This window comes from Enterobacter sp. JMULE2, from assembly GCF_013337145.1.
Taxonomy (GTDB): domain Bacteria; phylum Pseudomonadota; class Gammaproteobacteria; order Enterobacterales; family Enterobacteriaceae; genus Enterobacter; species Enterobacter mori.
Genome location: NZ_SGWD01000013.1, coordinates 278627 through 300611 on the forward strand (window position 1 = coordinate 278627; position 21985 = coordinate 300611).

Sequence of the window (21985 nt, forward strand, 5' to 3'; positions counted from 1 at the left end):
AGTGGATCATGAGTGATATCGCGTTAACCGTCAGCGTGTTGGCCCTGGTTGCTGTTGTTGGCCTGTGGATAGGGAATATTAAAATCCGTGGCGTCGGGTTTGGGATTGGCGGGGTGCTGTTTGGCGGCATTTTTGTCGGGCACTTTGCCGACCAGCTCGGGCTGGTCCTCAGCGCCGAAATGCTCCACTTTACTCAAGAGTTCGGCCTGATCCTCTTCGTTTATACCATCGGTATTCAGGTCGGGCCGGGCTTTTTTGCTTCACTTCGGGTCTCCGGATTGCGACTCAATCTGTTTGCCCTCGGCATTGTGGTGATGGGCGGGCTGGTCACCGCAATTCTGCACAAAATCTTCGATATCCCGCTGCCCGTGGTGTTGGGCATTTTCTCCGGGGCGGTCACCAACACGCCAGCGCTCGGCGCGGGCCAGCAAATCCTGCGCGATTTGGGTATCGAACCCGGCATCGTCGACCAGATGGGGATGAGCTACGCCATGGCCTATCCGTTTGGGATTTGCGGCATTCTGCTTTCCATGTGGCTGGTACGCGTCCTGTTTCGCGTCAACGTTGAAAAAGAGGCGATGGATCATGAAACCACGCTCACCAACGGTCATATGCCGATCAAAACCATCAATATTCGCGTCGATAACCCCAACCTGAACAATATGGCGATTCAGGACGTGCCGATCCTCAACAGCGCTAACATCATCTGCTCCCGCCTTAAGCGTGACGATATGCTGATGGTGCCCGCGCCCGGCACCGTCATTCAGCAGGGCGATCTGCTGCACCTGGTCGGTCAGCCCGGCGATTTAAACAACGCCCGTCTGGTGATTGGGCAGGAAGTGGATACCTCGCTCTCAACCCGCGGCACCGATATGCGCGTCGAGCGCGTTGTCGTGACCAATGAAAAGGTGTTGGGCAAGAAAATACGCGATCTGCAGGTGAAAGAGCGCTATGACGTGGTGATCTCCCGCCTTAACCGTGCGGGTGTCGAACTGGTTGCCAGCCAGGACGCCAGCCTGCAGTTCGGGGATATCCTCAACCTGGTCGGTCGCCCGTCGTCCATCGACGCCGTGGCGGATATGGTGGGTAACGCCCAGCAAAAACTGCAGCAGGTGCAGATGCTACCGGTGTTTATCGGTATCGGGCTCGGCGTGCTGCTTGGCTCTATTCCTGTGTACGTGCCGGGCTTCCCGGTGGCGCTCAAGCTGGGTCTGGCGGGCGGGCCGCTGATTATGGCGCTGATCCTCGGGCGTATCGGCTGTATCGGGAAGCTCTACTGGTTTATGCCGCCGAGCGCCAACCTGGCGCTGCGCGAACTGGGCATCGTGCTGTTCCTGGCGGTTGTCGGACTGAAATCCGGCGGAGATTTTGTCGATACCCTGGTCAAGGGTGAAGGGATGAGCTGGGTCGGCTACGGCATATTCATCACGGCGATCCCGCTGCTGACGGTGGGCATACTGGCGCGGATGTTCGCCAAAATGAACTACCTGACGCTGTGCGGCATGCTGGCGGGCTCCATGACCGATCCGCCCGCGCTGGCCTTTGCTAACAACCTGCACGCCACCAGCGGTGCGGCCGCGCTCTCCTATGCCACCGTCTATCCGCTGGTGATGTTCCTGCGCATCATCACCCCGCAGCTACTGGCGGTGCTGTTCTGGGGGATGGGCTAGCAGGTCGTCCGGGTGGATGCGCCGCAGATGGTAGTCCACCTGGTAATCACTGGTATTACGGAACATCACGGAATAATTGAGGAACTCGCCGCTGTCGCTGTAGGAGAGTGAGGTAATGCGCAGCAGTGGCGTCTGTTCCGGCAGGTTCATATAACCGGCCAGCGTTTTATCTGCCAGCACCGGCGTCAGGCTCTCATAGTTGCCGCTGATGGTGATCCCACACTCCTTCTCGATGTAATCAAACTTAGACCCCTCAAGATGCGCCAGCGAGAGGTTGCGGAAAAGCTTCACCGGCATAAAGCTGTCCTCCAGCATCAGCGGCTTCCCGTCCACGTAGCGCACCCGCCGGGAAAAATAGATCCGCTCATCCACCTGAATCCGCAGTTGGCTGGCGATGGCGGGCGGGGCGGGCATCACTTCGAACTGCAGCACCTTACTCTGCACCTCTTTTCCCTGCTGACGCAGCACCTCCACCAGCCCGGTCAGGTTGGTGGTTTCGTGGTGGACGTCTTTGCGCGACACAAAGGTTCCGCTGCCGTGCCGCCGCTCAACCAACCCCCAACTCACCAGCAGATCCAGCGCCTTGCGGATGGTCATTCGCGCCACGCCAAACTCCTGCGCCAGCGCTTTTTCGCCGGGCAGCGGACTGCCGATGTTGTAGTCCGATGAATTCAGCCGCAGCCGCAATCTGTCGGCGATAGATTTGTAGATCACCAGTAGACCTCTCTGCCCATATTAACGCGTGGATTGTGTCCTGACATGTCCATATTTACCGCAAAAAGTAGACCTGATTGGTCAAAATAAAACCATGAATGCGATCACGAATCGCAGCGGCACCCCATGTTCGCGCATCAGTAAGTTCTTATGCTCACCTCAGGCCAGCAAAAAACCATAAAGGCCTCTACCCCTACAGGTTGTTTCATGAGGATTTAAAAATGCTCAGTCAAATACAACGTTTTGGCGGTGCCATGTTTACCCCGGTGTTGCTGTTTCCGTTCGCCGGGATCGTGGTGGGAATCGCCATCATGCTTCGCAACCCGCTGTTTGTCGGCGAAGCCTTAACCGCCCCCGATCATCTTTTTGCGCAGATCGTTCACATCATTGAAGAGGGCGGCTGGGCGGTGTTTCGCAATATGCCGCTGATTTTTGCCGTCGGCCTGCCGATTGGCCTGGCGAAGCAGGCGCAGGGCCGCGCCTGTCTGGCGGTGCTGATTAGCTTTCTGACCTGGAACTACTTCATTAACGCGATGGGAATGACCTGGGGCCACTTCTTTGGCGTCGACTTCTCCGCCGAACCGACGGCGGGTAGCGGGTTGGCGATGATTGCCGGGATCAAAACGCTCGATACCAGCATCATCGGCGCCATTGTGATTTCAGGCATCGTCACCGCCATCCACAACCGCTACTTCGACAAGCCGCTGCCGGTCTTTCTGGGGATTTTCCAGGGTAGCTCCTTCGTCGTTATCCTCGCGTTCTTCGTCATGATCCCCTGCGCCTGGCTGACGCTGCTGGGCTGGCCGAAAGTGCAGATGGGCATCGAGTCCCTGCAGGCGTTCCTGCGCTCTGCCGGTGCGCTGGGCGTGTGGGTGTATACCTTCCTGGAACGCATTCTGATCCCAACCGGATTGCACCACTTCGTCTACGGTCCGTTTATCTTCGGCCCGGCGGCGGTAGAAGGCGGCATTCAGGTCTACTGGGCGCAGCACCTTCAGGAATTCAGCCAAAGCACCCTGCCGCTGAAAATCCTCTTCCCGGAAGGCGGGTTCGCGCTGCACGGCAACTCAAAAGTGTTTGGCTCGGTGGGGATTGCATTCGCTATCTGGTACACCGCGTCGCCGGAAAACCGCGTCAAGGTGGCGGGGCCTGCTGGTCCCGGCTACGCTCACCGCCGTGCTGGTGGGCATCACTGAACCCCTCGAATTCACCTTCCTGTTTATTTCGCCGCTGCTGTTTGCCGTGCACGCCGTGCTGGCAGCCACCATGGCAACGGTGATGTACGCCTTCGGCGTGGTCGGGAACATGGGCGGCGGCCTGCTGGACCAGTTCCTGCCGCAAAACTGGATCCCGATGTTCCATAACCACGCCTCGACGGTATTCACCCAGATCGGCATCGGCATCTGCTTCACCGGGATCTACTTCGTGGTCTTCAAAACGCTGATCGAACGTCTCAACCTGAAAACGCCGGGCCGGGAAGAGAGCGAAATCAAACTCTACAGCAAGGCCGACTATAAGGCGGCGCGCGGGCAAACCACCGCCCCGGCAGCGGCCAGCCAGCAGGTCGGGCAGGCTGCCGGGTTCCTTCAGGCGCTCGGCGGCGCGGCCAACATCGAAAGCATTAACAACTGCGCCACCCGCTTGCGTATCGCCCTGGTCGATATGGCGAAAACCCAAAGCGATGACGTCTTCAAAGCCCTCGGCGCCCACGGTGTGGTGCGACGCGGCAACGGCATTCAGGTGATTGTCGGCCTGCACGTTCCTCAGGTGCGCGACCAGCTGGAATCGCTGATGAAAACTCCTTTAACAAATGAACAAACCACCCTGACAGAGGCTATATCATGAAAAAATTCTCAGTTGTCATTGCAGGCGGCGGCAGCACCTTTACGCCTGGTATCGTCCTGATGCTGTTAGCCAACCGTGACCGTTTCCCGCTGCGCGCCCTGAAATTTTATGACAACGACGGCGCACGTCAGGAAACCATCGCCGAAGCGTGCAAAATCATCCTCAGGGAGCAGGCGCCGGAGATTGAGTTCAGCTACACCACCGATCCTAAAGCGGCGTTTAGCGATGTGGATTTCGTGATGGCGCATATCCGCGTGGGCAAATACCCGATGCGTGAAAAAGATGAAAAAATTCCGCTGCGCCACGGCGTGCTGGGCCAGGAAACCTGCGGACCTGGCGGGATTTCCTACGGCATGCGCTCTATCGGCGGCGTGCTGGAGCTGGTGGACTATATGGAGCAGTACTCCCCGAACGCGTGGATGCTGAACTACTCCAACCCGGCGGCGATTGTCGCGGAAGCCACGCGCCGCCTGCGTCCGAACGCTAAAATCCTCAACATTTGCGATATGCCGATCGGCATTGAAGGGCGTATGGCGCAGATTGTCGGCCTGAAGGACCGCAAAGAGATGCGCGTGCGCTACTATGGCCTGAACCACTTTGGCTGGTGGACGTCGATTGAAGATCTCAACGGCAACGATCTTATGCCGAAACTGCGCGAATACGTGGCGAAAAACGGCTATGTTCCGCCTTCGGAAGATGCGCATACCGAAGCGAGCTGGAACGATACCTTTGCCAAAGCAAAAGACGTGCAGGCGCTGGATCCGGAGACCATGCCGAACACCTACCTGAAGTACTACCTGTTCCCGGACTACGTGGTCGCGCATTCCAACCCGGAACGCACCCGCGCCAATGAGGTCATGGATCACCGTGAGAAGCACGTGTTCAGTTCCTGCCGGGCGATTATCGAGGCGGGAAAATCCTCCGCCGGCGAGCTGGAAATCGACGAACACGCGTCGTACATCGTCGATCTGGCAACCGCGATTGCCTTTAACACCCAGGAGCGGATGCTGCTGATTGTGCCAAACAACGGGGCCATCCATAACTTCGATGCCGACGCGATGGTGGAGATCCCGTGCCTGGTAGGCCATAACGGACCGGAACCGCTCACGGTGGGCGATATTCCACACTTTCAGAAAGGGCTGATGAGCCAGCAGGTGGCGGTGGAAAAACTGGTGGTGGATGCCTGGGAGCAGCGCTCGTACCAGAAACTCTGGCAGGCGATCACCCTGTCGAAAACCGTGCCGAGCGCGTCCGTCGCGAAAGCGATTCTGGATGATCTGATCGAGGCCAACAAAGCGTACTGGCCAGAGCTGCATTAATCGTCCTGACCGGCATCGCCCGATGCCGGTCTCCTTGTCCTTGTCGATTTACGCTATGCTGAAGCCTGCCCGTAGCACGACAAGGAACCTTCATGAAAATTTCCCGCCTCGGTGAAGCGCCGGACTACCGCTTCTCTCTGGCTAATGAACGCACTTTTTTAGCGTGGATCCGCACCGCGCTGGGCTTTCTTGCCGCAGGGGTGGGCCTCGATCAGCTCGCGCCGGATTTCGCCACGCCGCTGATCCGTGAAGTGCTGGCGCTGCTGCTGTGCCTGTTCGCGGGCGTGCTGGCGATTTATGGCTACCTGCGCTGGCTGCGCAATGAGAAGGCGATGCGTCTGAAGCAGGATCTGCCCTATACGCGCGGGCTGTTGATTATCAGCACGATTCTGCTGACGGTGGCGGGCGTGGTAATGGTGCTGGTGTTCTATGGCGGATAGCCGCAAAGCGCGACGCGAAGCGGACCCCGGCCTGCAGCCAGAGCGGACGTCGCTCGCGTGGCTGCGAACGCTGCTGGGGTATGGCGCGCTGATTGCCCTGGCGATTAAGCACAACTGGCACCGGACGGGGGTGCCATTCTGGATCTCAGTGGTTGTGCTGGCGCTGGTGGCTATCATTTTATGGCGCTATACCCGCAGCCGTAACCTGATGGACGTGGCGCAGAATGACTTTGTACAGCCGAAGGCGGTGCGGGATAAGTTCCTCATCGCCCTGGCCGTGCTATCGCTGTCACTGCTGTTTGCGGTAACCCACATTCAACAAATTTTGCAGCTGTAAGCCGGGTAAGGCGCAGCCGCCACCCGGCATAATTACTTCCCTTTAGCCAGATACTTCGCCATCTCGTCTTCCGGCACCATCCCGCCGCCGGTCGCCCACACCAGGTGGGTAACGTTGGTATGCGAATGAACGCGCACCGGCCCGGCCATGCCTGCCAGCGCCGACGGTTCCAGACGGATCCCTTCCTCCTGCGCCAGCCAGCCGAGCATGTCGTACATGCTCTGGTCGGAAAGCGTATAGAACCCGTCGAGCAGGCGCTCCATCGCGCGGCCCACGAAGCCGGAGGCGCGTCCTACCGCCAGACCGTCCGCCGCCGTCACGTTATCAATGCCCAGATCCTGCACGGCAATCTCATCGTGCAGGCCGGTGTAGACGCCCAGCAGCATGCACGGTGAGTGCGTTGGCTCCGCGAAGAAACAGTGAACGTTATCGCCAAAGGCCAGCTTCAGGCCAAACGCCACGCCGCCAGGGCCGCCGCCGACGCCGCACGGCAGGTAGACGTACAGCGGATGCTCCGCATCCACTACCCGGCCCTGTTCGGCAAACTGCGCCTTCAGGCGCTCGCCTGCAACGGCGTAGCCCAGGAATAAGGTGCGCGAGTTTTCATCATCGATGAAAAAGCAGTTGGGATCGCTTTCTGCCGCTTTTCGTCCCTGCTCTACCGCCACGCCGTAATCCTGCTCATATTCCACGACGATGACGCCGTGGCTGCGCAGTTTGGCTTTCTTCCACTCGCGGGCGTCGGCAGACATATGCACCGTCACCTTAAAGCCGATGCGGGCGCTCATAATCCCGATGGACATCCCGAGGTTGCCGGTTGAGCCCACCGCGATGCTGTACTGGCTAAAGAACGCCTTAAAGCGGGGTTCCAGCAGAATGCTGTAGTCGTCTTCAATACTCAGCAACCCGGCGTCCAGCGCCAGTTTTTCCGCATGGGTCAGCACCTCATAGATGCCACCGCGCGCTTTAATCGAGCCGGAAATCGGCAGATGGCTGTCTTTTTTCAGCAGCAGGGTGCCGGGAATGGCCTTGCCGGACGCTTTCTCCAGCCGCTTTTGCATCGCCGGAATGGCGACCAGTTCGGATTCGATAATCCCGCCCGTTGCCGCCGTTTCCGGGAAGGCTTTCGCCAGATACGGCGCGAAGCGGTTGAGGCGCGCGTGCGCGTCGTCCACGTCGGCTTTGGTCAGCCCGACATAGGGCAACCCTTCTGCAAGCGTCGTGGTGCGCGGGTTAAGCCAGGTGGTTTCTTTCAGGGCAACCAGATCCTCAACCAGAGGAAACTGTGCGGTTAAAGTAGTGATAGTTGCGTTTTCCATAGTACGTCTCTTCGCGCTCAGATAATGAAAGAAAGCAGGAATGTGCCGCCAAGTGCAAGCACCGAGGCGATAAAGGTCGCCGTCGTATAGTATTTGAAGGTCTCATTCAGGGTCGCGCCGCAGTATTGCTTCACCAGCCAGAAGAGGGAATCGGTGACGATCGTGCAGCCAATAGCGCCGGAACCGATGGCAATGGTGATGATCTCCGGGCTGACGTTCGGGTAGAGCGGAAGCATCGGCGCGAGGAACGGGTGAAACTTCAGTTTTACGATGGTTAAAACAATCAACTCTATGCTTCCTACATATAAAGCGTGTTCCACAATACCACTGCGTTATTGACCAAGCCCAGCGCACCCAGTTGATCTTTCTGCCCTTCACGATAGCGCTTTCTGATCTCAGCGCGTTGCTCGTAACAGATCGCCCGCGCCACAGCATGGCGGAACGGGGCCACGGCGATAGCTCGGCCGCTCGGCATTGTCCGTTCCACGATGTATAAAATTCTTGAGAAAGGGAAGTCCGCTTAGAACACCAGAAAGTCGCCATTTAATTTTGGTTAAAAGCTACCGTCTGGTTACTATAAGCACATAAACCATAGTAAAAAGAGGGATTTTATATGTCACAACAATACACCAATGAACTGACCCCGGAATTAGCCGCCTCAATGGCGCGTCCGCCATTTTCAGCTGAGAAGAAGGCTGCGATGTCTGAGGGGGCCCATCAGGCTGTTGAAGAGCAGGAGGTATTCATGCGTGAACATCCGGTGGTGGCGATTTACCGGATCGCGGTTGACGGGGCGCTGACCCGGCGAGGCGGGGTGGTTCGGGCTGTGTGGAATGGAGCTGAAATCGAGCTTGATGGCGGGCAGAAAGTTAATATTGCGCTGGTTGGTGATGAGGTGGTTTACCCGGACGGGACCACTGCCCGGATTGTTACCGGCAGTGGTTCGAAATTTCGGAAAGGTGAGCAGAGTATTGCACTGGTCGGCAGCAGGCTGAGTAACGGCGATGTGATTATCAGTACACCACAGGCGAGATGTATGCTGAATGAGTTGAAAGGGCTGCCGGTGGATGACGATTTTTTACCGGCAGAGGGCTGAATTATGTCCATCATGAGAGGGTGTAGCGTTCACGGCAAGAATGTCGGATTACACGGAGATAAAACCACCTCTGGGGCACAATGTATCGCGGCCCGGCCCGGTATGTCGGTCATGGGGTTGCTAAAACTCTATATTGGCGACAAGACCACCCCCTGCCCGAAATGTGGGAAAGTGGGGATCATTGTGGATGGCGATCACCGGTGCTCAAACAGTGTCGCTGTTGCGGTGGACGGCGCGGAGATCCGTTGCGGGTGCCCGCAGGGGACCAATTTTCTGATTGCACCGGGTACGATCCCGCAGCTGTCAGCGGCAAGCGCCAGGATGGCACCAGTTGCAGCCCCGGAGCCGGAACAGCACGCACAGGCGGCGAAAAAGCCCCGCCCTGAACCTCTTCCGTTGCCGGCGCGGATTTACCAGACAGTGCGGCAGATGGATGATTACCGGGCTAAAGACATGCGCTATGGCGATCTGGATACGCTGGCACTGCGTAATCAGTTTTATATCGACGTGGACAATGTGTCCGCGAAGGTGAACCCCAGAACGCTGAAACTGCAGCCGACAGCGAGCACCGCCACCCAGTATTCCCCTTATGCGATGCAGAGCCTTGAGCAGCAGATGCCGTCTATCAGCAAGGGCGAGGCGACTCGGCTGATGTTTGATGAGTTTCGTGAGCTGGCGAGGCTGTACTCCTTCCACGGTCCGTACAAGAGCATCATCACCGAGATGATTACGCATATGCAGGAGAACTACGGCACGCCGTACAGCAGCCCGTTGTTGGATCAGGCACTGAAAGAGCAGATCCTGAATGACCATTCAGATAAAAGCTCGTTGTTGAAAATAAAAAAAGCCATGAAGTCTGCCATTGATTATGAATATGGATTTATCCCTTTATCTAAGGAGAACGTTTTTTATAGAGAAATCAGTGAGGCAATACTTCCTAAGTTTGATCGTAAGATAGATAACACCAATGGGCTGGTTATCACTGTCCATGATACCTGGTCGACACATATCACGCTGGTATCACTGCAGGTGAGCGGTAACAGTTACAGGGCAATGGTTCATTACCGGGTTCAGGATCACTTTGGCCTTGATGACGATGATGTTCTTAACCCTGTGTACCGTGAGTTCCGAATTTTCCGTCTGTGGTTCGCACTCCAGCGCTGGGATCAATACGGGTATAAGCCATTTATCACTGAGATGAATGCCACCGTGGAGATAACGGGAGATGTGGAGTGAATAAGCGACAGATCGGCGGTGCGATTGTAGTGGCTGTCTGCGGCTATGTACTGTGGCAGTTTCTTACGCCGGTTGAAATATCTGCTGTTCATGGGGAGAACGTGTGCAGCAAAATGTATGACTGCCATGGAGATATTTTGCTGGTCAAACATTTTCCATATCTGAAAAGCCGTCAGATCGCTTGGTGGGAAGCTAATAAGACCATGATTCAGGGAAAGTACGGTATTCCGCATAAAAATGATGATGGTTATTACAATGTAACCATTATGGACTTTGGCGATGGGTATCGGATCGACCACGGTACAGATCAAGACTCTGACCTGCTTTGTTTTTATGAAATGTCTGTAGATGCGCGGTGTATTGAGAAAAAACCTCTTATGTCGGTAGGAAGTGCTCCCAATGCTGCACTGTATTACGATTAGGTATTAAACAATCAAAAGGATCTTCTTGAGATCCTTTTTTCGCGCGTAATCTCTTGTCCTGTAAACGAAAAAACCACATGGGGGAGGTGATTCGATCGAAGGTTAAGTCAGTTGGGGAATTGCTTAACCGGGTGACTGGGTATACGAGACCGCAGATACCAAAATACTGTTCTTTCAATGTAGTCGCACCCTGGTACCTACTTAAAGACCCCTTAATATGTGGATCATTTTTGACAATCTTATTACCAAAAGCTCTTAACGTGAGTTTTCGACTCACTCAAAGATACACAACTAAAATAATTATAAACAATGAATTATCTTCTTAGTGCACGTTTCGTTCTATTGGCCCTCAAACCCCATCCACTGCGCATTACTCCACGACCGTCAGGCCTGGAGCAATGATTCCGGTACGGATGAGTGGCTGAGCTGGGCACAGCACTTTGCGGTGAATATGCCGCCATCGTCGGGCATTGGCTTTGATCGTTCCGATTTAGCGATTATTGCGGCCATCAATCACGTCGGCGTCGCGATGGGCAGAAAACGGCTGGTGCAGAAACGGCTCGAACGGGGCGAGCTTATCGCCCCGTTTGGTGAAAAGACCCTCAAGTGTCATCAGCATTACTATATCTCGACGCTTTCTGGCCGGCAGTGGCCGAAAATAGATGCCTTTATCGGCTGGCTGAGAGAGCTGGCAGGTTGACGAATTATTACGCTTTCGCTCTACACCAAATGTGAAAAAGCGTGCTAAATACAGGTAATGCTTTCGATTTATCCAGGGTAAACCGTGTTAAAGCCTTTTATTGCCACTGCGTTGTTGATCTCTTCCGGCTGGGCGATTGCCGCTGAGCCGCCGCTGACGGCTGCCCATTATGCGCAGCAGCTTGGCGTCGGGATGGATGTGGACTGGGCGCGTACCGAGCGCGGCATACGCGAATTCGACCCGCTGGTGGTACGGGATTTTCGTGCAAAAGGCATTACCCACGTGCGCATCCGCGTGGCCGATGAGCCGACGGAAGCGCGGCTGATCCACCTGCGCAAGCTGGTAGAAGCCTGCGAGCAGTATGGCGTGATCCCGATAGTCGCTTATCAGGCTGATGAATATAAAAACGACCCGAAAGCCGATAACGAGAAAGAGACGATCAACTGGTGGATTGCCGTGGCGCACTATTTCGGTCAGAGCTACCCGCTGCTGGGTTTTGATCTCATTTATGAGCCCGCCGACAAGCTTAATCACAACCTCACGTCGCTAAACCGCGTCTATGAAAAAACCATTAAAGCGATCCACGACATTGATCCGCAGCGCATGATCTTTATTGCGCCACGCCTGCGTGCCGCGCCGGAGGATTTATCCAGCCTGAAGCTGCCTGCGCACAGTCAAAACTACCTGCTGGCGGAGTGGCATATTTTCCCGTGGGGGCCGCTGAAAAATAGCGGTAAATACCCGTGGACGTCCGGCACGGCGGCGGAGAAAGCGGCTATCAATAACCGCATCAATACCGCGCTGCGCTGGCAGCAAAAAACCGGGCACGTTAGCTGGGTCGGGGGCTGGGGCGTGGGGGAGTCAAACCACCTCACGCCAACCGCTTCGCAGCTGGCCTTCGCCACCTTTATGGCCTGCGAGCTGCAAAAGGCGAAAATCCCGTATGCGTTGAACGCGGACTTCCAGTTTTACGACGGGGAAGAGGGCGCCTGGCGGCCTGCGCCAGAGCCGTTACTACAGGCGATGATTGCGCCCGTCTGTGAAAAGCCCGGCGAGAAGCCGGGCCATCGTGCGGTTAAACCGGCTGCTCGTGATGCGGGACACGCGACGCCAGCGGCAGCCAGCACAGTAAAATCAGCAGCCCCATCAGCGTCATCAACAAACCCAAACTAGCCTGCCCGGTCTGCGGCATCATGGCGGAGAGCCAGGCCAGCGCGCCGGAACCGATGTTCTGCAAACCGCCCACCAGCGCACCTGCCGTGCCAGCAAGGAACGGGAACGGCTCCATCGCGCCGCTGGTCGCCAGCGGGAACAGCATGCCCGCGCCAAAGAAGAACAGCGCCGCCGGGATGAGTAGCGTCCAGACCGTCATCACGCCAAACAGCCCCGGGATCCACATCATCAGACCCGCCAGCAGGCAGCTGATCACCGACTGCCACATCAGGGTGGAGAAGCGTTTGTTCGGACGTCCGGCAAACCACGCGCCGAAGAACGCCGCCGGGATCGGCAGAATAAACAGAATACTTACGACCATGCTGCTCAGACCCAGCCCCGCGCCCAGCAGCACGCCGGAGCAGGCTTCGAACACCGCGATACCCGCCAGGCCGCCGATCAGCATCAGCAGGTAGCAGGTGAACGCGCCGTTACCGAACAGCGTTTTGTAGCTGGTGATGAGCTTCGTGCGCGGCGCGTCCTGCGGGCGCGTTTCCGGCATCCAGCGCGCCATGCTGAAGGTGACAATGATGCACAGCACCAGCAGGAAGGCGTAGCAGGCGCGCCAGGACCACATCGTGTCCAGCAGGCCGCCAATCAGCGGGGCGAGAAGCGGGCTGACCAGAATACCCATGTTCAACAGGCTGTTGGCATGACGGAGCTGGGTGCCCTGATACATATCGCGCGGTAAGGTTCGCGCCATCACCCCGCCGACACCGGTTCCGACACCCTGTAAGGCGCTGGCGGCAATCAATACGGTCAGGTTATGGGTCATCATCGCAATCACGGTTGCCACCATGAAAATGCTCATACCCACCAGGATCACCGGACGACGCCCGATGCGGTCGGACAGCGGGCCGTAAAAGAGTTGCGAAACGCCATAGGTCAGCAGGTACGCTGCCATCACGCTCTGCACTGCGCCCTCGCGGACGTTAAGTTCCTTTGCCATGTCGGCAATCGCCGGAATGTAGATGGTTTGCGCCATCTGACCGACGGCCACCAGTAACACCAGCATCAACAATAAGTTAACGTTCCTTTGTTTTTTCATGTCGCTGAATACTTTTGCCAAAAGAGAAAAATGAAGAATAAGTGACTACGCATTCCCATAAATGCGCGAGGAATCTACCACAGTGAGATGACAATTTAAGCATTGTCGTGGTGAATGAAAAAACCGGGAAAGGCAGGATTTGTAAACAAGAACGGCAACTAATGTTGCCAGTGATTTACGCCAGGCGCAGCAGAATGGCGCCGCCGGCAATACCCAGTGCCGCCGCGATGCGCAGACCCGCAACCTTCTCTTTTAAAAGGACAAACGCGATCAGTGCCCCAAAGAGTATGGAGGTTTCACGCAGCGCCGCGACCACCGCTAGCGGGGCCTGCGTCATTGCCCAAAGCGCCAGACCGTAAGATCCCATGGTGCCAACGCCGCCGAGTAATCCCTTTTTCCAGTGCAGGCGCAGGTAGCTGGACGCCTCGCGCCGACGCGCGACCATCGCCCAGCTTAGCAGGCAGAATCCGTTCATAAAGAAGGTCCACAGCGTATAGCCCAGCGCGGTGTCCGATAGCCGCACGCCCGTGCCGTCCACCAGCGTGTAGCCTGCAATAAAACAGGCGTTCAGCAGCGCCAGCCAGATCCCTTTGCGTGACTGCATGCGGCCATGCATCGCCATAATGAGAATTGAAAGGCAGATCACGCCAATGCCGGACCAGGCGAGCCAGGAGAGACGATCGCCGAGCGCCAGCACGCTGATCAACGCCACCAGCAGCGGGGCGGTGCCGCGCATCAGCGGATAGGTCTGGCTCATGTCAGAGACCTGGTAGGTCTTCGCGACCAGCACGGTGTACACAACCTGTAAGGCACAGGAGACAATCAAAAACGGCCAGCTGGCAGCAGATGGCTGTGGAGAAAACGGCAGTAAGACCAGAGCGATGACCGTGGCGGAGCCGCTGACGCTTATTGCGGAATAGAGTTTGTCCGTTCCGGCCTTAACGATGGCGTTCCAGCTGGCATGCAGCAGCGCGGCGAAGAGTAAAATGCAGAAAACGGTGATGGTCATGGCGTGTCGGGTGGTGAGTTGTCACTTAACTGTAACATTCGCAATCCGATGCCGCCAGCCGCTCAAATTGCGCAAAACAGACGGTGCGTCACCCGCGGTTCGTCAGACACCAGCGTAAAACCCGCCTGACGATAGAAACCGTACGCGGCGTCCGGCGCATGGGTATTGAGGAAATCAAACCAGATACTGGCATCGGCCATCACCACGGTCAAAAGTTGTTTGCCAATGCCCAACCCGCGGCACTTCTCGCTGACGTAGAGATGGCGAATACGTCCGGCGCGCGGCTGCTGGCTGAACGGATCGCGGTTAAGACCGCACACGCCGACCAGCTTGCCGTTAAGAAACGCACCCAGCAGCTTTTCACCCGGCGCGTTAAAGCGGTTCTCACCGCGCTGCCAGTTCTCTTCTAGTCTGCGCAGCATGTTGAAATTCAATGCGATACTTTCCGCCTTCAGGGCAATATACCCCGGCTCATCCGGTGTGACAGGCTCAATTAACAGACGCGACATAGCATTCCCTCGTTATTAAAGAGGGGCGGTTGCCCGCCCCTCTCAGGTGCGACTTGAACCTGAATTACCGAAGGAATTTCAGGACAGCATCAAGCAGTTGCAGTACTGCAACAATGAGTTTGAGGATAAGTATCACCATATCCACTACGCTCATACGCGTCTCCTTTTGGTTAAAAGGAGCACGATGCTGGCGTACCTTTCCGCCGCCTGTTGCCAGCACCTGGATTGACGTAACACAGTGTGCTCACTTCAGGGGGTTAAGGCACTGACGGCACCACCCGTTTCAGCCAGGACTTCGTTGCGCCGGTAGAACTGCGGCCCCCTCGCTCACTGCGAACACCCTCAGTATAGATAAATACTGTATGCATGAACAGTATTTTATGGACAAAATTTGGAAGGCGATCCATACTCAAAAACGTCAAAATCCGTGCCGGAATTGCGCGTTCGTCTTCGATCGCGTATACTTTTTGCGTTGACGTAACACAGTGTGTTCTGCGGCGACCAACCGCAAAACCCTGATAAAAACCTCGCTTAGGCGGGGTTTTTTGTTTTCTGGTCTGCCCACAAGTAATGCTGGTTGACTTATTGGCAATGGATGTCATCATTGCCATAATGGCAACGGACGCGGCAGGCATGCAGTATGCATTTAATCTCTATGAAAGCTATTTTGGATGCGGTAACCCAGTTTCCCCAGCATAAGGAATATGACCGTTTTACGGAGAAACATCGCACTAAGGGGAAGAAATGATGATCGTCGCTGATGCAATGAAAGCTACGCATGCCCTTGTTGCGGCCGTTCCTTTACTGGGTGAACAGCCGAGCGAGAAAGATTATAAGGATGCGCTAGAGCTGGTTGAGTATCTTCTTATGAACGAGCCCGATAGCCCCTTGCTGGATATTGTGTGTGCCAGGATTAGCCGTTACGAAGCCAGTCGGCCGGAGATAGTCGCATTACGCAAGGAGATGGAGTCCGTTCCCGTCGGTATTGCGGTTTTAAGAACCTTGATGGATCAGTACAACCTGACGATATCGGATTTTCAAGATGAAATTGGCAGTAAATCGATGGTTTCACGGGTTCTGAATGGCCAGAGACAGCTTACTCTGAACCATATTAAAAAGCTGGCGGCCAGATTTGGGGTATCACCTGCTCTGTTTATTGAGTGAGTAAAAACCGACTTTTTGAGTGTCATCACTCAACAAACGAAACGTGATCCCTGACGCATTTTTGCGCAGATGAAAATATTTCCATTGTCACATCCGAAAACCTGTGTTTGTATAAATTCAATCAATGATTCCAAACACAGGTCCCCAATGACTTCATCCATCTTCACTTCGACCCTACTAAAAACTGCGCAACCAGCCGCAGTGGTCGTCGTGCGTGTGGTGGTGGTCGTCGGCAATGCGCCGTAGGGACTGGATCAACACACGAATCCAAAACCCCGCCGGCGCAAACCGGGCGGGGTTTTTCGTTTAAGAGCCTCCCCGGAAAGTCGGCCCAGAAGAAAAGGACTGGAGCATGGCAATTTCGGGCACAACATCCACGAAGACGCGTTTCACCGGCGCGCAGCTGATCGTTCATTTGCTGGAACGACAGGGCATCACTACCGTTGCGGGTATCCCGGGCGGCACGGTGCTGCCGCTGTACGATGCGTTGAGCCAAAGCACGCAGATCCGGCACGTGCTGGCGCGCCACGAGCAGGGGGCAGGCTTTATCGCTCAGGGCATGGCGCGTACCCAGGGCAAACCGGCGGTCTGCATGGCCTGCAGCGGCCCGGGCGCAACCAACCTGGTCACCGCCATTGCCGACGCGCGTCTCGACTCCATTCCGCTGATCTGCATTACCGGCCAGGTACCGTCCTCGATGATCGGTACCGATGCGTTCCAGGAAGTGGATACCTACGGCATCTCTATCCCCATCACCAAACATAACTATTTAGTTCGCGATATCAGCGAGCTGCCTCAGGTTATCAGCGATGCGTTCCGCATTGCGCAGTCTGGCCGCCCGGGCCCGGTGTGGATAGACATTCCTAAGGATGTCCAGACCGCAGAGATCGAGATCGACGTTCTGCCGGAGCCGGGCGACCGTGCTCCTGCGCCGGAATTCAGCGCTGAGAGCGTGCGCGATGCCGCCGCCATGATTAACGCCGCCAAGCGTCCGGTGCTCTATCTGGGCGGCGGGGCTATCAACGCCGCGGATGAAATCCGCCAGTTTGCAGAGAAAGCCAACCTGCCGACCACCATGACCCTGATGGCGCTGGGCATGCTGCCTAAAGCGCACCCGCTCTCTCTCGGCATGCTGGGCATGCACGGCGCGCGCAGCACCAACTACATCCTGCAAGAGGCTGATTTGCTGATTGTTATGGGCGCCCGTTTTGATGACCGGGCGATTGGCAAAACCGAGCAGTTCTGCCCGAACGCCAAAATCATTCACGTGGATATCGACCGCGCCGAATTGGGTAAAATCAAGCAGCCGCACGTGGCGATTCAGGGCGACGTGGCCGAAGTGCTGGCGCAGCTGATCCCGCAGACGGACGCAACCGACCGCGCCGACTGGCGTCAGCTGGTGGCCGATCTCCAGCGCGAGTTCCCGGGCGCCATCCCAACCGAAGGCGACCCGCTGAGCCACTATGGTCTTATCAACGCCGTGGCCGCCTGCGTGGACGACAGCGCGATTATCACCACCGACGTGGGCCAGCACCAGATGTGGACCGCTCAGGCCTACCCGCTGAACCGTCCGCGCCAGTGGCTGACCTCCGGCGGTCTGGGCACCATGGGCTTTGGCCTGCCCGCAGCCGTGGGCGCGGCGCTCGCCAATCCGGACCGCAAGGTCATCTGCTTCTCCGGCGACGGCAGCCTGATGATGAACATTCAGGAGATGGCGACCGCGGCCGAAAACCAGTTAGACGTGAAAATCATCTTGATGAACAACGAGGCGCTGGGGCTGGTGCACCAGCAGCAGAGCCTGTTCTACAAGCAGGGCGTGTTTGCGGCGACCTATCCGGGGATGATTAACTTTATGCAGATTGCCGCCGGTTTTGGTCTGCATACCTGCGATCTGAACGCCGAAGAGGATGTCCACGCGGCGCTGCAGGCGGCGATTTCTCGCCCCGGCCCGGCGCTGATCCACGTGCGTATCGACCCTGAACAAAAAGTGTATCCGATGGTGCCGCCGGGAGCGGCAAATACTGAGATGGTGGGAGAATAAGCCATGCAGAAACAACATGATAACGTCATTCTGGAACTCACCGTCCGCAACCACCCTGGCGTCATGACGCACGTTTGTGGGCTGTTTGCCCGTCGGGCGTTTAACGTGGAAGGCATTCTTTGTCTGCCGATTCAGGGCAGCGAGTACAGCCGCATCTGGCTACTGGTCAATGACGATCAGCGTCTGGAGCAGATGATGGCGCAGATCGACAAGCTGGAAGATGTCACCAAAGTGGCGCGCAATCAGTCCGATCCCACCATGTTTAACAAAATTGCGGTGTTTTTCGAGTAAATCGCTTAAGGTAAGCGCCTTTCGCTCTTGTAGGCCGGATAAGCGCAGCGCTATCCGGCATTTTCAGACCGCAGGAACACACATGACCACCATCGCTCTTATCGACGACCACCTTATCGTCCGCTCCGGCTTTGCCCAGCTTCTGAACCTCGAACCGGATTTTCAGGTCGTGGCCGAGTTTGGCTCCGGTCGCGAGGCGCTGGCGGGCCTGCCGGGGCGCGGGGTGCAGGTCTGTATCTGCGACATCTCGATGCCGGATCTCTCCGGGCTGGAGTTGCTAAGCCAGCTGCCGAAAGGAATGTCGACGATTATGCTGTCAGTCCACGACAGCCCGGCGCTGGTCGAGCAGGCGCTCAACGCGGGCGCGCGCGGCTTCCTCTCTAAACGCTGTAGCCCGGACGAGCTGATCGCCGCCGTCCGCACTGTTTCCACCGGCGGCTGCTATTTAACGCCGGATATCGCCATCAAGCTGGCGGCCGGAAGGCAGGACCCGCTCACCAAACGCGAGCGCCAGGTTGCGGAAAAACTCGCGCAGGGAATGTCGGTAAAAGAGATTGCCGCCGAGCTGGAACTGTCCCCGAAAACCGTGCACGTTCACCGCGCCAACCTGATGGAAAAACTCAACGTCAGCAACGACGTCGAGCTGGCGCGCCGCATGTTCGACAGCTGGCAATGAGTTCCGCTTTTTCACGGCTGATCGCCGTTGTCGCCAGCTTTTTTATCTTCTCCGCCGCCTGGTTCTGCCTGTGGAGCATCAGCCTGCACCTGGTGGAACGCCCCGAGCTGGCGGTGCTGTTGTTTCCCTTCGGCCTGCGTCTGGGCTTAATGCTCCAGTGCCCGCGCGCCTACTGGCCGGTTTTGCTCGGCGCAGAGTGGCTGATGCTGGTCTGGCTGGCGCAGGAAGTGGCCCTGGCGCACTTGCCCTTATTGATGACCGGAAGCCTGCTTACGCTTCTCCCGGTTGCCCTCATTTCCCGCTATCGCCACCAGCGCGATTGGCGCACGCTGCTGCGGCAGGGGGCGGCGCTGATTGCCGCCGCGCTGCTGCAGTCGCTTCCGTGGGTCGGCGAGAAGGAGATGCTCAACGCCCTGCTGCTGACCCTCACAGGCGGTTTGACGCTGGCCCCGACCTGCCTCGTGATCTGGCACTACCTCACCAGCACCGTCTGGCAGCCGCTCGGCCCGGCGCTGGTTTCCCAACCGGTGAACTGGCGCGCCCGGCACCTCATCTGGTATCTGCTGCTGTTTGTGGTGAGCCTGTGGCTACAGCTTGGCCTGCCCGCAGAGCTTTCACGCTTCACGCCGTTTTGTCTGGCGCTGCCGATTATCGCTCTGGCCTGGCACTACGGCTGGCAGGGGGCGCTGATCGCCACGCTGATGAACGCCATCGCGCTGATCGCCAGCCAGACCTGGCACGATCATCCTGTGGATTTACTGCTGTCCCTGCTGGCCCAGAGCCTGACCGGGCTCCTTCTCGGCGCGGGCATTCAGCGCCTGCGCGAGCTGAACCAGTCCCTGCAAACCGAGCTGGCGCGCAACCGGCGTCTGGCGGAGCGCCTGCTGGAGACCGAAGAGAGCGTGCGGCAGGAGGTCGCCCGTGAGCTGCACGACGATATCGGCCAGACCATCACCGCCATCCGCACCCAGGCAGGCATCGTCCAGCGTCTGGCGGCGGAAAACGCCGGCGTGAAGCAGGGCGGGGCGCATATCGAACAGCTTTCGCTGGGGGTCTATGACTCCGTTCGCCGCCTGCTGGGACGGCTGCGTCCGCGCCAGCTTGATGACCTGTCGCTGGAGCAGGCAGTGCGTTCCCTGATGCGCGAGATGGAGCTGGAAAGCCGCGGGATTGTCAGCCATCTCGACTGGCGCATCAACGAAGCCACCCTGAGCGAAGGCCAGCGCGTGACGCTGTTCCGCGTCTGTCAGGAGGGGCTGAACAATATCGTCAAACACGCCAGTGCCAGCGCGGTCACCATCCAGGGCTGGCAGCAGGATGACAGCCTCAAGCTGGTGATTGAAGACGACGGCTGCGGCCTGCCGCCGGGCTCCGGCCAGCAGGGCTTTGGCCTGGCGGGCATGCGCGAGCGCGTGAAGGCGTTGGGCGGCACGCTGACAATCTCCTGCACCCACGGGACGCGCGTCAGCGTCAGCCTGCCGTTACGGAGCCACCATGTTTAAAACCCCTGCCAGCGCCGCGCCGATTGGCGACAAAGCGGAAATCGACGCCCGCTACCGCTACTGGCGTCGCCATATCCTGATTACCATCTGGCTCGGCTACGCGCTGTTCTACTTCACCCGCAAAAGCTTCAACGCCGCCGCGCCGGAAATCCTCGCCAGCGGCGTGATGACGCGCACCGATATCGGCCTGCTGGCGACGCTGTTTTACATCACCTACGGCCTGTCGAAGTTCGTCTCCGGCATCGTCAGCGACCGCTCCAACGCGCGCTATTTTATGGGGGTCGGGCTGATCGCCACCGGTGTGGTGAACATCCTGTTTGGCTTCTCGACGTCGCTTTGGGCCTTTGCCCTGCTGTGGGCACTGAACGCCTTTTTCCAGGGCTGGGGCGCGCCGGTCTGCGCCCGCCTGCTCACCGCCTGGTACTCGCGCAACGAGCGCGGCGGCTGGTGGGCAATCTGGAACACCGCGCATAACGTCGGCGGGGCGCTGATCCCGATGGTCGTGGGAGCTGCAGCGCTGCACTACGGCTGGCGCGCGGGGATGATGATTGCCGGTGGCCTCGCGATTGTCGCCGGGCTGTTCCTCTGCTGGCGCCTGCGCGACAGGCCGCAAACCGTCGGCCTGCCGCCGGTGGGCGACTGGCGGCACGACGAGATGGAGATTGCCCAGCAGCAGGAAGGCGCGGGGCTGACCCGCAGGGAGATCCTCACTAAGTACGTGCTGAAGAACCCGTACATCTGGCTGCTGTCGCTCTGCTACGTGCTGGTCTACGTGGTGCGCGCGGCGATCAACGACTGGGGCAACCTGTACATGTCCGAGACGCTGGGCGTGGACCTGGTGACCGCCAACTCGGCGGTGACGATGTTTGAGCTGGGCGGGTTTATCGGCGCGCTGGTGGCGGGTTGGGGGTCGGATAAGTTGTTCAACGGCAACCGTGGCCCAATGAACCTGATTTTCGCCGCCGGGATTTTGCTTTCCGTCGGCTCGCTGTGGCTGATGCCGTTCGCCAGCTACGTGATGCAGGCGGCGTGCTTCTTCACCATCGGCTTCTTCGTGTTTGGCCCGCAGATGCTGATCGGCATGGCGGCGGCGGAGTGTTCCCACAAAGAGGCGGCTGGCGCGGCGACGGGCTTTGTCGGGCTGTTTGCCTACCTTGGCGCGTCGCTCTCCGGCTGGCCGCTGGCGCGGGTGATCGACGTCTGGCACTGGAGCGGGTTCTTCGCGGTGATCGCCATCGCGGCGGGGATTTCCGCCCTGCTGCTGCTGCCGTTTTTGAACGCGCAGGCCCCACGCGAGGTGAACGAAGCGTGATGCGTCTCACCTTTTCACCCCGAATAGCGCAAAACTAGGAAATTTTCTCGGTTTCACCTGGACGCTGTCTCAGGCATCTCCCCCGGCTGGTTTTTACAATGCTGCAAAAATCAGCTCAGGAGT

21 protein-coding genes and 4 pseudogenes are annotated in these 21985 nt (G+C 57.8%); 17 read left to right on the forward strand and 8 right to left on the reverse strand.

What is annotated here, in order from left to right; translation table 11 throughout:
- Window positions 1–8: 8 nt before the first annotated feature.
- Window positions 9–1670, forward strand: coding sequence for a putative transporter (locus EXW94_RS13540; RefSeq protein WP_042714338.1), 1662 nt, complete (start codon window positions 9–11; stop codon window positions 1668–1670).
- Here the strand turns inward: EXW94_RS13540 and EXW94_RS13545 are convergent.
- Entirely contained in the window at window positions 1638–2384 is a 747-nt protein-coding gene (locus EXW94_RS13545) for a GntR family transcriptional regulator (RefSeq protein ID WP_024907387.1), read from the reverse strand. The genes EXW94_RS13540 and EXW94_RS13545 overlap by 33 nt on opposite strands.
- Window positions 2385–2605: 221 nt before the next feature.
- On the opposite strand from EXW94_RS13545, the pseudogene EXW94_RS13550 reads away from it, so the two are divergent.
- The 4 genes and pseudogenes from EXW94_RS13550 (at window position 2606) to EXW94_RS13565 (ending at window position 6325) form a co-directional block, all read left to right on the forward strand.
- Window positions 2606–4229 (forward strand): annotated as a pseudogene (locus EXW94_RS13550) (alpha-glucoside-specific PTS transporter subunit IIBC).
- Window positions 4226–5548, forward strand: a complete 1323-nt coding sequence (locus EXW94_RS13555) for a 6-phospho-alpha-glucosidase (protein ID WP_148400153.1) — start codon at window positions 4226–4228, stop codon at window positions 5546–5548. The pseudogene EXW94_RS13550 and the gene EXW94_RS13555 overlap by 4 nt, the downstream one beginning before the upstream one ends.
- 92 nt (window positions 5549–5640) lie before the next feature.
- Window positions 5641–5988: a YidH family protein gene (locus tag EXW94_RS13560; RefSeq protein WP_023309821.1), complete on the forward strand. Its 348-nt coding sequence runs from the start codon at window positions 5641–5643 to the stop codon at window positions 5986–5988.
- A complete protein-coding gene (locus tag EXW94_RS13565) occupies window positions 5978–6325 on the forward strand; it encodes a DUF202 domain-containing protein (RefSeq protein ID WP_120159003.1) in 348 nt (115 codons plus the stop codon). The genes EXW94_RS13560 and EXW94_RS13565 overlap by 11 nt, the downstream gene beginning before the upstream one ends.
- 32 nt (window positions 6326–6357) lie before the next feature.
- Here EXW94_RS13565 and dsdA read toward each other — a convergent pair whose 3' ends face one another.
- From dsdA to EXW94_RS13580, 3 genes and pseudogenes are all read right to left on the reverse strand, one after another.
- The gene (gene dsdA, locus EXW94_RS13570) at window positions 6358–7644 is read right to left on the reverse strand and encodes a D-serine ammonia-lyase (RefSeq protein WP_174340311.1); all 1287 of its coding nucleotides are present in this window, start codon (window positions 7642–7644) and stop codon (window positions 6358–6360) included.
- 17 nt (window positions 7645–7661) lie between these two features.
- Window positions 7662–7889 (reverse strand): annotated as a pseudogene (locus EXW94_RS13575) (DsdX permease); the annotation flags it as partial.
- 56 nt (window positions 7890–7945) lie between these two features.
- Window positions 7946–8083 (reverse strand): annotated as a pseudogene (locus EXW94_RS13580) (Tn3 family transposase); the annotation flags it as partial.
- Between the two features lie 174 nt (window positions 8084–8257).
- Between EXW94_RS13580 and EXW94_RS13585 the strand changes: the two are divergent.
- The 5 genes and pseudogenes from EXW94_RS13585 (at window position 8258) to EXW94_RS13605 (ending at window position 12271) form a co-directional block, all read left to right on the forward strand.
- Window positions 8258–8740 carry a PAAR domain-containing protein gene (locus EXW94_RS13585; RefSeq protein WP_174340313.1) on the forward strand — a complete coding sequence of 161 codons (483 nt, stop codon included), beginning with the start codon at window positions 8258–8260 and terminating at the stop codon, window positions 8738–8740.
- Between the two features lie 111 nt (window positions 8741–8851).
- Window positions 8852–9976 carry a DUF3289 family protein gene (locus EXW94_RS13590; protein ID WP_254797838.1) on the forward strand — a complete coding sequence of 375 codons (1125 nt, stop codon included), beginning with the start codon at window positions 8852–8854 and terminating at the stop codon, window positions 9974–9976.
- The gene (locus tag EXW94_RS13595) at window positions 9973–10398 is read left to right on the forward strand and encodes a DUF943 family protein (RefSeq protein ID WP_174340314.1); all 426 of its coding nucleotides are present in this window, start codon (window positions 9973–9975) and stop codon (window positions 10396–10398) included. The genes EXW94_RS13590 and EXW94_RS13595 overlap by 4 nt, the downstream gene beginning before the upstream one ends.
- Before the next feature lie 346 nt (window positions 10399–10744).
- Window positions 10745–11098 (forward strand): annotated as a pseudogene (locus tag EXW94_RS13600) (LysR substrate-binding domain-containing protein); the annotation flags it as partial.
- Between the two features lie 84 nt (window positions 11099–11182).
- Window positions 11183–12271: a glycoside hydrolase family 5 protein gene (locus tag EXW94_RS13605; RefSeq protein ID WP_174340315.1), complete on the forward strand. Its 1089-nt coding sequence runs from the start codon at window positions 11183–11185 to the stop codon at window positions 12269–12271.
- On the opposite strand, the gene emrD is transcribed toward EXW94_RS13605, so the two are convergent.
- From emrD to tisB, 4 genes are all read right to left on the reverse strand, one after another.
- Window positions 12174–13358 carry a multidrug efflux MFS transporter EmrD gene (gene emrD, locus EXW94_RS13610; RefSeq protein WP_174340316.1) on the reverse strand — a complete coding sequence of 395 codons (1185 nt, stop codon included), beginning with the start codon at window positions 13356–13358 and terminating at the stop codon, window positions 12174–12176. The two genes, EXW94_RS13605 and emrD, sit on opposite strands and share 98 nt — an antisense overlap.
- A 175-nt stretch (window positions 13359–13533) precedes the next feature.
- Complete coding sequence (locus EXW94_RS13615; RefSeq protein WP_174340317.1) at window positions 13534–14367, reverse strand: EamA family transporter; 834 nt, start codon at window positions 14365–14367, stop codon at window positions 13534–13536.
- Between the two features lie 62 nt (window positions 14368–14429).
- A complete protein-coding gene (locus EXW94_RS13620; RefSeq protein ID WP_174340318.1) occupies window positions 14430–14876 on the reverse strand; it encodes a GNAT family N-acetyltransferase in 447 nt (148 codons plus the stop codon).
- 64 nt (window positions 14877–14940) lie between these two features.
- Window positions 14941–15030, reverse strand: a complete 90-nt coding sequence (gene tisB, locus EXW94_RS13625; protein WP_023309830.1) for a type I toxin-antitoxin system toxin TisB — start codon at window positions 15028–15030, stop codon at window positions 14941–14943.
- Window positions 15031–15620: 590 nt separating this feature from the next.
- Between tisB and EXW94_RS13630 the strand changes: the two genes are divergently transcribed.
- The 7 genes from EXW94_RS13630 (at window position 15621) to EXW94_RS13660 (ending at window position 21862) form a co-directional block, all read left to right on the forward strand.
- Window positions 15621–16040 (forward strand): type II toxin-antitoxin system HigA family antitoxin, encoded by a 420-nt coding sequence (locus tag EXW94_RS13630; protein WP_152537873.1) that lies wholly within the window; start codon window positions 15621–15623, stop codon window positions 16038–16040.
- Window positions 16041–16187: 147 nt separating this feature from the next.
- Complete coding sequence (gene ivbL / locus EXW94_RS13635) at window positions 16188–16286, forward strand: ilvB operon leader peptide IvbL (protein WP_057979964.1); 99 nt, start codon at window positions 16188–16190, stop codon at window positions 16284–16286.
- A 106-nt stretch (window positions 16287–16392) separates the two neighbouring features.
- The gene (ilvB, locus tag EXW94_RS13640; RefSeq protein ID WP_174340319.1) at window positions 16393–18081 is read left to right on the forward strand and encodes an acetolactate synthase large subunit; all 1689 of its coding nucleotides are present in this window, start codon (window positions 16393–16395) and stop codon (window positions 18079–18081) included.
- A 3-nt stretch (window positions 18082–18084) separates the two neighbouring features.
- Window positions 18085–18372: an acetolactate synthase small subunit gene (ilvN, locus tag EXW94_RS13645; protein WP_174340320.1), complete on the forward strand. Its 288-nt coding sequence runs from the start codon at window positions 18085–18087 to the stop codon at window positions 18370–18372.
- Window positions 18373–18454: 82 nt separating this feature from the next.
- Window positions 18455–19048 carry a transcriptional regulator UhpA gene (gene uhpA, locus EXW94_RS13650; protein WP_108417255.1) on the forward strand — a complete coding sequence of 198 codons (594 nt, stop codon included), beginning with the start codon at window positions 18455–18457 and terminating at the stop codon, window positions 19046–19048.
- Window positions 19045–20550, forward strand: coding sequence for a signal transduction histidine-protein kinase/phosphatase UhpB (gene uhpB, locus EXW94_RS13655; RefSeq protein WP_174340321.1), 1506 nt, complete (start codon window positions 19045–19047; stop codon window positions 20548–20550). Before uhpA ends, uhpB begins: the two co-directional genes overlap by 4 nt.
- Window positions 20543–21862, forward strand: a complete 1320-nt coding sequence (locus tag EXW94_RS13660) for an MFS transporter (RefSeq protein WP_174340322.1) — start codon at window positions 20543–20545, stop codon at window positions 21860–21862. The genes uhpB and EXW94_RS13660 overlap by 8 nt, the downstream gene beginning before the upstream one ends.
- Window positions 21863–21985 lie beyond the last annotated feature (123 nt).